Source organism: Halobellus inordinatus (genome assembly GCF_024464655.1).
GTDB lineage: Archaea > Halobacteriota > Halobacteria > Halobacteriales > Haloferacaceae > Haloquadratum > Haloquadratum inordinatus.
On sequence record NZ_JANHAV010000018.1, the window covers coordinates 1 to 9,215 of the forward strand.

General features: G+C 65.8%; 7 protein-coding genes. 5 read left to right on the forward strand and 2 right to left on the reverse strand.

Going from position 1 to position 9,215, the window contains the following annotated elements:
* Positions 1-436 (forward strand): transposase (locus NO347_RS17060; RefSeq protein ID WP_256290910.1); only part of this gene is annotated, 436 nt, incomplete at its 5' end.
* 222 nt (positions 437-658) lie between these two features.
* Here NO347_RS17060 and NO347_RS17065 read toward each other — a convergent pair.
* Together NO347_RS17065 and NO347_RS17070 are read right to left on the reverse strand one after the other, a co-directional pair.
* Entirely contained in the window at positions 659-3,235 is a 2,577-nt protein-coding gene (locus tag NO347_RS17065) for a GcvT family protein (protein ID WP_256290911.1), read from the reverse strand.
* Positions 3,236-3,357: 122 nt separating this feature from the next.
* Complete coding sequence (locus NO347_RS17070; RefSeq protein ID WP_256290912.1) at positions 3,358-4,095, reverse strand: creatininase family protein; 738 nt, start codon at positions 4,093-4,095, stop codon at positions 3,358-3,360.
* A 185-nt stretch (positions 4,096-4,280) separates the two neighbouring features.
* Here NO347_RS17070 and NO347_RS17075 point away from each other — a divergent pair, with 185 nt between their 5' ends.
* The 4 genes from NO347_RS17075 to glyA all read left to right on the forward strand — a co-directional run.
* Entirely contained in the window at positions 4,281-5,237 is a 957-nt protein-coding gene (locus NO347_RS17075; RefSeq protein ID WP_256290914.1) for a succinylglutamate desuccinylase/aspartoacylase family protein, read from the forward strand.
* A gap of 69 nt (positions 5,238-5,306) precedes the next feature.
* Positions 5,307-6,803, forward strand: a complete 1,497-nt coding sequence (locus tag NO347_RS17080) for a DUF8073 domain-containing protein (RefSeq protein ID WP_256290915.1) — start codon at positions 5,307-5,309, stop codon at positions 6,801-6,803.
* Positions 6,804-6,960: 157 nt separating this feature from the next.
* The gene (locus tag NO347_RS17085) at positions 6,961-7,812 is read left to right on the forward strand and encodes a methylenetetrahydrofolate reductase (protein WP_256290916.1); all 852 of its coding nucleotides are present in this window, start codon (positions 6,961-6,963) and stop codon (positions 7,810-7,812) included.
* 327 nt (positions 7,813-8,139) lie between these two features.
* The coding region (gene glyA / locus NO347_RS17090) for a serine hydroxymethyltransferase (protein WP_256290918.1) at positions 8,140-9,215 on the forward strand (1,076 nt) is incomplete at its 3' end.

Below are 9,215 nucleotides of genomic sequence, written 5' to 3' on the forward strand. Positions count from 1 at the left end.
CAGCATCGACTACGGTACGCGGATGAATCGACGCTTGCACCACCTCCCGTTCCGCGCCCTCCAATACTACACGTCGTACAAGGCGTCGTTCGAGAGCATTCCGACTGGATGGATTGACCCGTACAAGACGAGTCAACGGTGTCCGATGTGCGGGCACGCCGAGCGAGCGAACCGGAACAAGAAGCGGTTCAAATGCCGGTCGTGTTCCCATCAAGACCACAGCGACCGAGGTGCAAGCGTCAACATCGCCGTGAAAGGCATCAAGAAGCATCAGGACTGGAATGTGCCTGCTCTCAACAGTCTTCCCGTTGTTCGGAAGGTGCGACGGCGGGCATCGGGGGCCGTGGACGCCCCGACCGCAACCCACTCGTCCGTTCGAGACGACCGTGACCCATCTCGGGGTGCGGCGTCGAGGACGGTGGGAGTGTCAGACTAAACTGCGGGAAGACAGAAGCCTCGGGGCTTGACCCCGAGGCGGTTCACTGGGCCGTCGAACTCTCCGACGGACACATTACCGTCGAACGCTCTCCCACCGAGGGAAACCGAATCACGCTGTCGATTCCGCGATTACAGCGGTAGTTCGAGCGCGACTGGACGGAGACGCCCGGTCGAAGACGCTCGCGGCCGACCTGATTCGAAAGCGCCGCGGTGTGTCGCCTTACAGTAGCGGTTCCTCGCGGACCGTCGCCTCGTAGCGGTCGCCCTCGTAGAGAATCTCAACGTCTGTTCCGGGTTCGGCGTACTCCGGCGGGAGGTACGTATAGGCGACGCACGCGCCGACGGCGTAGCCGTACTCGGCGCTGTGGACGTACCCGAGCGTCTCGTCCTCACCGGGCGCGAACACGGGGCGATGCGGCAGGATCGTCTCGTCCTCGTCGTCGAGCGTCAGGCAGGCCACCTCGTGGTCGATGTTCTCGCCTTCGGCGGCTGCAGCGACGGCCTCCTTCCCGATGAAGTCGGTGTCGAGGTCGACGGCCCAACCGAGACCGGCCTCGTAGGGGTTGTGTTCGGTGTGCAGGTCGTGACCCCACAGGCGGAAGCCCTTCTCGATGCGGAGCGCGTCGAGCGCACCGTTGCCGTACGGTCGAATCCCGTACTCTTCGCCCGCATCGAGCAGGATCTCCCAGAGCCGTTCGCCGTACTCCGAGGGCGTGTAGAACTCCCAGCCGAGTTCGCCGGCGTAGGAGACGCGCAGCGCCGTCACGGGCACGTTCTTCACGAAGAACTCCTGGCTCGTGAAGAACGGGAAGGCGTCGTCGGAGAGGTCGACGTCTGTGACCTTCGAGAGCACCTTCCGGGCGTTCGGCCCGGTACAGACCATCGCCGCGTAACTGGAGGTGACGTCGTTGACGACGACGCTCTCGGGCGACTGCTCGCGGACCCACGCGACGTGGTTGTTTCCGACCTCACGGCCGGTCGTCAAGAGGAGATAACGGTCCTCGTCGGTCCGAGTGACTGTGATGTCGGCGCGGACGCCGCCCGCCTCGTTGCACATCAGCGTGTACTTCACGTCGCCGACGTCGATGTCCATATCGTTCGTACAGAGGTACTGAACGAACTCGCCGGCGTCCTCGCCGACGACCTCCATCTTGTTGAAGGAGGTCATATCGTGGAGACCGACGTTCTCGCGGACGTTCAGGGCTTCTGCACCCTCGATCGGTGACCAGTACTTGCCGGTCCACTCGTCGCGCTCGGGGATCTGCTCGCCGTACTCCGCCAGCAGATCGGCGTTCGAGTCGAACCACTGTGGCTCCTCCCAGCCGGCTTCGGCCCACAGCTCGGCGTCGCGCTCCTTGTGGGAGTGATACATCGGCGTCCGCCGGATGTCCCGTTGGTGCTCGGTCCACACCCATTTGGGGTGCATTATGTTGTAGACGATGCGGTACTCCTCGCCGCCGATGTCGCGGGTGAAGTCCCAACTGCCCTCGTGCTCGTCGAAGCGGTTGACGTCGCAGTGTGCCAGATCCATCGGCTCGCCGTCGAGTCGGGGCACGCCGTTCTCCATCCACTCTGCGAGTGCCTTGGCCGCGCCACCGGCGTGCGTGACCCAGATCGCCGTCGCGCTCCAGAGCCCGTCGTACTTCTCGACGGGACCGAGAATCGGGAGCCCGTTCGGCGACTCCGAGAACATCCCGTTGTATTTGAACTCCAGTTCTTTGCCCTCGGTGGCGGGGAGGAGTTCGTCGCTGGCCTGCCGCGGCGCTTTGTCCGGGCGGTCCGGGTGCGTCGCGTTGTTCATATGGTAGTCGGTAAACTCGTGTACTGAGCCCTGCTCGCCGTCGGGGTCGTTACCGCCGAGTTCCTGCGGGTCCGGAACGATCGACTCGTGGTTGTACGAGCCGATCCCGTAGGCGTCGCCGTGGTTCCGGAAGTACATCGCGTTGTCCTGATCGCGCAGGATCGGCCGATCCGGCCCCACGAGGAGCCGTTTCGCCTTCTCGCCGGAGACGTTCTCGTAGTTCTCGAACAGCGGGTGGTCGGTGATGTCGACCGCGCTGTCTGCGAGTTCCTCAAGCGACTCGGTCACCGTGTACTGGTGTTCGACCGGCGCGACTGGGAGGTGGACGCCGAGCTTCTCGCCGAGCTGTCGCGCCCAGATGTTGGTCGCGACGACGACCTCATCGCACTCGATCGTCCCGTTCTCGGTGACGACGGCCTGCACCTCGCCGCCCGCTGTCTCGACGTCCTCCGTCCGCGTGTGGGGGACGAACTGCGCGCCGCGGTCCATCGCCTCCCGGGCGAGCGCGTCACAGGCGACGACGCCCGACACCTGTCCGTCGGTCGGGGAGTAGTAGCCGCCGAGGATCTCGTCTTCGTTCACGAGCGGGAGGTGCTCTGTGACCTCCTCGGGTGAGAGCAACTGCGGATCGTCGATCCCCCACGCCTTCGCGTGCTCGACGCGGCGCTGGAGGAACTTCATCCGCTCTTCGGTGCGGGCGACCTCGATGCCGCCGACTTCGTTGTACGCCTGCTGGCCGTCCGCGCCTTCGAGATCAGAGTAGACGCGGCGGCTGTAGTCGGCGAACTGCGAGAGCTCCTTCGGTTCGGCCGTCTGGAACATAATCCCGGGCGCGTGCGTCGAGGACCCGCCGGTGGTCGGCATCGGTCCCTGATCGACGACGACGATGTCGTCCCGGCCGAGCGCCGTCAGCTGGTACGCGAGGTTGCAGCCGACGATTCCGGCTCCGACGATGACTGTCCCAGCCTGATTCGGCACGCTGTCTGTCGAATCCATTCTCGTCCGGAGGTGACTGTGTGCCGCACATATAGGTGTCGCCCGCGTCGATTTCCGCTCTCGACACGTCGTTCGTCCGAGCGGTCCTGGCTCAACACGACTCGGATATTACACGTTATGCTCTACCCGTCGATCCGGGCCTGCGGGTCGCGTTCGCGGACGGCGTCGAGGAGTTTACAGAGCGCTGCCGCCGACAGGTCCAGCAGTTCCTCGCCGAGGTCCGCGCTCGACTCGCGGGGATCGCCGACGACGCCGTTCTCGGTGAACTCGTGAGAGTCGACCGCGAGGTTGACGCGGCCCTGCCAGTCTCCCCAGCGGTCGCTGCTACCGTCTGCGGCCTCTTCGAGGCGATCCTCGTGGACGGTCTCGGGGTTCGCGTGCCGGAGCAGCGAGGTTTCGAGCGGCCCGGCGTGGCCCATCTCGGAGGTGTGCTCGTCGACTTCATCGAACCACGTGAACGGGACGGCGTACGCATCGTCGTGGCGGACGATCCGGGTCGTGACCTCTCGGAGGGCCGCGATATTCCCACCGTGGCCGTTGACGACGACGACGCGGTCCCAGCCGTGGGACGCGAGGCTTCCGACGACGTCGCGGACGTACGATCGGAACGTCGACTCCGTCGTCCAGAGCGTCCCGGAAAACTCGCGGTGTTCCTCGGCGATTCCGACCGGGATCGCGGGCGCGACGACGACCGGATCGTCGTACTGCTCGGCGGCCGCGTCGGCGACGGCCTCGGCGTCGAGGGTGTCGGTACCGAGCGGCGCGTGTGGTCCGTGCTGTTCGGTGCTGCCGACGGGGAGCAGCGCCAGATCCGTCTCGGCGTCCGCTACGTCGGTCCACGTCTCGGTCTCCAGATGCATATCCGAACGGTCGCCCAGGGCTGGGATAAACGTACGGCTCGTTCGTGTCGGCCGCGGGCCAGCCCGTCTATTTCTCGCCCCCGCCCGATCTGCCGATTTCTCGCCCGCGGCCCAACGCACTGTTTCCCCCGCCGCCGACCTGCGCCGAACCCGGGATTTTTGTCCCGGCGACGTGGCCACCGCGTATGGACTACGAGCCCGTGACACACACGACGACCGACCGGCGTCTCGGTCACTTCCCCTCCGGCCGCGACATCTCCGTGACCGTTCACCGCTACAGCGGCGGCGACGGCCCGACGGTCTTCGTCCAGGCGGCCCAGCACGGCATCGAACTCAACGGCCCCGCGGCGCTCCGTCGCCTGCATAGCCACCTCGTCGACGCCGATTTTGCGGGATCGGTCGTCGCCGTTCCGGTCGTCAACCCGATCGCCTTCGATCATCGCTCGTATCTGACGCCCGAGGCGTACGACGCGCTGAACTCGAACTTCAACCGCATCTGGCCCGGCGACGCCGACGGCAGTTTTCAAGAACGGCTGGTCGCGGGCGTCTGGCCGCTCGTCGAGGCCGCCGACGTCGCGATCGACCTCCACACCGGGACGCCCGAGATGCTCGAACACGTCCGATTCCGGCAGTCGGACCCGATGGCCGAGACACTCGCGGAAGCGTTCGGCACCGAGTCCCTCCTCGCCGACGACGATCCGATCGACGAAGACGACGACTTCACTGGGAAGTTCCGACTCGCCGCGGCGCGGGCCGGCGTGCCGGCGATCACCGCGGAGCTATCGAACAGTCGGACGGTCCGGCGGCCGGCCGTCCAGGCGGGCGTCGACGGCGTCTGGAACGTCCTCTGCGAACTCGATGTCGTGGACGACGCCGCCGAACCGGCCGCCGAACAGCGCCGCCTCCGCGACGACGCCCCGCGAGTCGTCGCCGACGACTCTGGCCTCTTCGAACTCCGGGCGGATCTCGGGGTCGGCGACGTGGTCGACGCCGGTGAAGAACTCGGTGCCGTCTTCGATCCGTCGTCGTTCGAACGGCTGGCTACGGTCACCGCGAGTGCCTCCGGCGTCATCTACTCTGTGGCGCGCGGCGGGGTCGTCGTCGCGGGCGAGCGCATCGCGAGCATCGCGACTCAGTCCTGATATTTGAATGCCCTCAGCATTCCGCACACACCGTTAACCAATCACAATGTGTTGGATGCTATCAGTGATATGGCGATGCAGCCCCACTTCTCGTTTGACGCCCTCTCGTGTGTGATCGAACAGCTCGGCTCTGAGGGCCGATCCGTTCGCCGGGCCGAAGCGGCCGCGGGGGGAGACGAGGACGAGACACTGCGCGCCACAGTCGACGTTTCGGTACCGCTCTGTGGCGCGTCGGGAAGCTCGTCGCTCGAACCCATCTCGGCCTCGACGGACGGCGACGGTCTCTGCGTTTCCTTCGATCTGACGGCGCTCTCGGACTCCTCTGGCGACCAGTTGACGGACGGCTGCGCCGACGATTTGACCGTCTCTACTCGTCCGACCGACGCTCGTCTCGACGACGGCGCGGTACTGGTCACGCTCGACGTCGCGATCGGATCGGACGTGACCGACGCCGCCTCCGAGCACACAGCCGCGACGGACGAACGATCTACCACTGCCCACGCATCGACCGCAAATACGGCCGTGACGACGGCCGAGACTGCCGATTCATCGCGTACGGCAGATGCGTCGGGGGCGGCCGGGAGGTCGCTGTCGGAGGGGCGCTCGGATCGAACGACGACCGACCGCGCCACGACGGCAGACCGCGCGACGACGGTCTTCGGCGGCGTGCCCGCAGCAGCCGCGAGCGGGCCGAACTCCGAGACACCTCTCGCGGCGGGATCCGACCGCCCGTCGGGCGAAACCGAACAGACGACCGCGGCCGCGACCGATTCTGCGGCCGTCGATTCCGCTCTCCCGACGAACGAGGAACAGACCGCCACCGTGAGGGAAGAAGAACGCGACGCTGCCGCGAGTGATGACGGGCCTGACGCCGCAGACGACGCTGCGTCGGCGCTGTCGGCCGCCCGTGACGACTCGGTCCCGCCGTACGAGGACGTCGAGTATCTGCGTTGTCTCTACGACGTCTGCGAGACGTTCGCGGAGATGAGCGAGCGCATCGAGATGGACGTCTCCGCCGAGACCGTCCGCCGGTATATGATCGAAGCCGAGGTCCACTCGCCGACGTCCTACGAGACGACGGGGTCGAACCGTTCCTCGTCGACGGCGTCGCACTCCGGCGCGACGCTGGACGCCGAACCGTCCGGCGACTCGGCGCCCGACGACGACACTGCCGACGCGTCCGCATCGACTGCGGAGGCCTCGCCTTCCGGCCTAGGCTCTGACGACGGTTCGGGCGCTCCGCCCGACGCCGGGCCGTCCGTGAGCGACGGGTCCCAGAGCGACGCCGAGGCGGAGTCGCTCCCGGACGACCAGCTCGTCGCCGATGGTATCGGCCTCCCCGAGGAACTCACCCTGCACGACGTCGTCGACGCCGTCGTCGACGCTCGGACAGTTCACGAAGTCCAGCGCGAACTCGGCCTCGAACACGGCCGCACGCGCCAACTGCTCCGCCAGCTCAACGTTCTCGACCTGGTGCTCCGGCGCGTTTCGGACGACCCCGAACGACGCGTCTCCTTCGATGACGTGGCCGCACGGATCCGACAGTGCACGCCCGACGCCGCGTGAGTATCCTCGCGGGTTGCGACTGATTGCACAGCCGACCGCACGCTGTCGTGCGATCGAGTGGGTGAAGACGTGCAACCTACCGTAGCCGGCCGCTTATAAATGGGCTATGAGTGTCACCCACAGACAAAAGTACGTTCCTCCCTATCAAACAGTAAGTATGTCTCTGGGAGCGCAGCGCGGCACCGAGGACGGAGTGCAGTACCTGTTGAGCGAGGCTCGATTCGAGCTGATGCCGTTCGACAGCTTCGACGACGAGATCGAAGAACTACCCAACGGCGCGAGCGTGGCGATCACGACGTCGCCGCAGTTGGGCATCGAGCGCACGGTCGAGCGTTCCGAGGAGGCCGCCGCGGCGGGCTACGAGGTCGTGCCGCACGTGGCCGCCCGCTACGTCGAGGACCGCGAGCAACTCGAAGAGATCGCGCGCCGACTCACTGAGGCGGGGATCACCGACATCTTCGTTCCCGGTGGTGACAAAGAAGAACCCGGGGAATTCGAGTCCGCCTACGAACTGTTGGTCGCGCTCGATGAACTCCCCTACGACTTCGAGGAGGTCGGCATCACGGGCTATCCGGAGGGTCACGACTTCCTCTCCGAAGAGACTCTTGCAGAGGCGATGGAGAAGAAAGCGCCGTACGCGACGTACATCGTGACACAGTTGTGTTACGATCCCGAGGCAATCTTGGAGTGGACCGAGGACATCCGGGCCCGCGGTATTGACCTCCCCATCGAAGTGGGGATCCCGGGCGTGATGAACTATCAGCGACTCCTGCAGATTTCACGGAAGGTCGGCGTCGGCGACTCGGTGAAGTTCCTCCGGAAGACGACCGGCATCGTGGGCTTCGTCAAACAGCTCGTCGGCTCCCGCGGGGTCTACAAGCCCGACGAACTGATCGACGGCCTCGCGCCGTACGTCGGTGACGAGGAGTACAAGTTCCGCGGCGTCCACATCTACACGTTCAATCAGACGCCCGACCTCGAGAAGTGGCGTCGCGGTCGACTCCAGTAGCGCTCTCGTTCCAGCGTCCTCGGTACGAGGCTCCCCGGGACAGCCCACGATGTCCGGTGCTCTCCGATATCTCCTAACCGCAACGTAGGGGCGTTGGAACCGCTGCTTACTTCGGAAACGGTGGGGTACGGAGGACGCTCCCCGCGGGGTCGCCGGAGCGATGACGACTACTCGGTGTGGGACCTGACTGGACTCCTCTGCGACCCTGACGTGAACGAACGATCCCACTTCGTCCGATGGCGCCCTATGTCGACACAGCCTATCGCTTTCCTATCATATTGTGTCAGAAGACAGAGTTATCCGCGGGTAGGACGCAGACGATATCGTATGACGTACGAGACTGTCGCGGCGGCCGATCCGGCCGTCGCCGAGGCGCTCGAAGGCGAGCGCACGAGACAGAACGAGACGTTAGCGATGATCGCGAGCGAGAACCACGCGAGTGAGGCGGTCCTCGAAGCGCAGGGGAGTGCGCTCACGAACAAGTACGCCGAGGGATACCCGGGCGAGCGGTACTACGCGGGCTGTGAGTACGCCGACGAGGTCGAGAACCTGGCGATCGAACGGGCGAAAGAGCTGTGGGGCGCAGAGCACGTCAACGTCCAACCGCATTCGGGGTCGCAGGCGAACATAGGCGTGTACCTCGCGATGTTGGAACCGGGCGATAAGATCCTCTCGCTTGACCTCACACACGGCGGGCACCTCTCGCACGGTCACCCGGCGAACTTCGCGGGGCAGACCTACGAGGTCGAACAGTACGAGGTCGACGCCGAGACGGGCTACGTCGACTACGAGGGTCTCGCCGATATCGCCGAGGAGTTCGATCCCGACATCATCGTTTCGGGGTACTCCGCGTACCCCCGCGAGGTCGACTTCGAGCGCGTGCAGGAAGTCGCAGACGACACCGACGCGTACCATCTCGCGGACATCGCACACATCACGGGCCTCGTGGCAGCGGGCGTCCACGAGTCGCCGGTCGGTGTCGCGGACTTCGTGACTGGCTCGACGCACAAGACGATCCGCGCGGGCCGCGGCGGGATCATTATGTGCGACGAGGAACACGCCGACGCGATCGACAACGCGGTCTTCCCCGGCGCCCAGGGCGGCCCCCTGATGCACAACATCGCGGGCAAGGCCGTCGGGTTCAAAGAAGCGCTCTCCGAGGAGTTCGACGCCTACGCCGAACAGACGGTCGCAAACGCCAAAGCGCTCGCCGACCAGTTGCAAGCGAACGGACTCAGCCTCGTCTCTGGCGGCACTGACAACCACCTCGTGTTGGTCGACCTCCGGCCGTCCCATCCCGACACGTCCGGGAAGGACGTCGAATCGGCGCTCGAAGAGGCCGGGATCGTGATGAACGCGAATACGGTCCCCGGCGAGACGCGCTCGGCGTTCAACCCGAGCGG

Excerpts from the sequence above, each read along its gene's own strand:
- NO347_RS17065 (WP_256290911.1), bottom strand. The coding sequence starts at position 3,235 with ATGGATTCGACAGACAGCGTGCCGAATCAGGCTGGGACAGTCATCGTC.
- NO347_RS17070 (WP_256290912.1), bottom strand. The coding sequence starts at position 4,095 with ATGCATCTGGAGACCGAGACGTGGACCGACGTAGCGGACGCCGAGACG.
- NO347_RS17075 (WP_256290914.1), top strand. The coding sequence starts at position 4,281 with ATGGACTACGAGCCCGTGACACACACGACGACCGACCGGCGTCTCGGT.
- NO347_RS17080 (WP_256290915.1), top strand. The coding sequence starts at position 5,307 with ATGGCGATGCAGCCCCACTTCTCGTTTGACGCCCTCTCGTGTGTGATC.
- NO347_RS17085 (WP_256290916.1), top strand. The coding sequence starts at position 6,961 with ATGTCTCTGGGAGCGCAGCGCGGCACCGAGGACGGAGTGCAGTACCTG.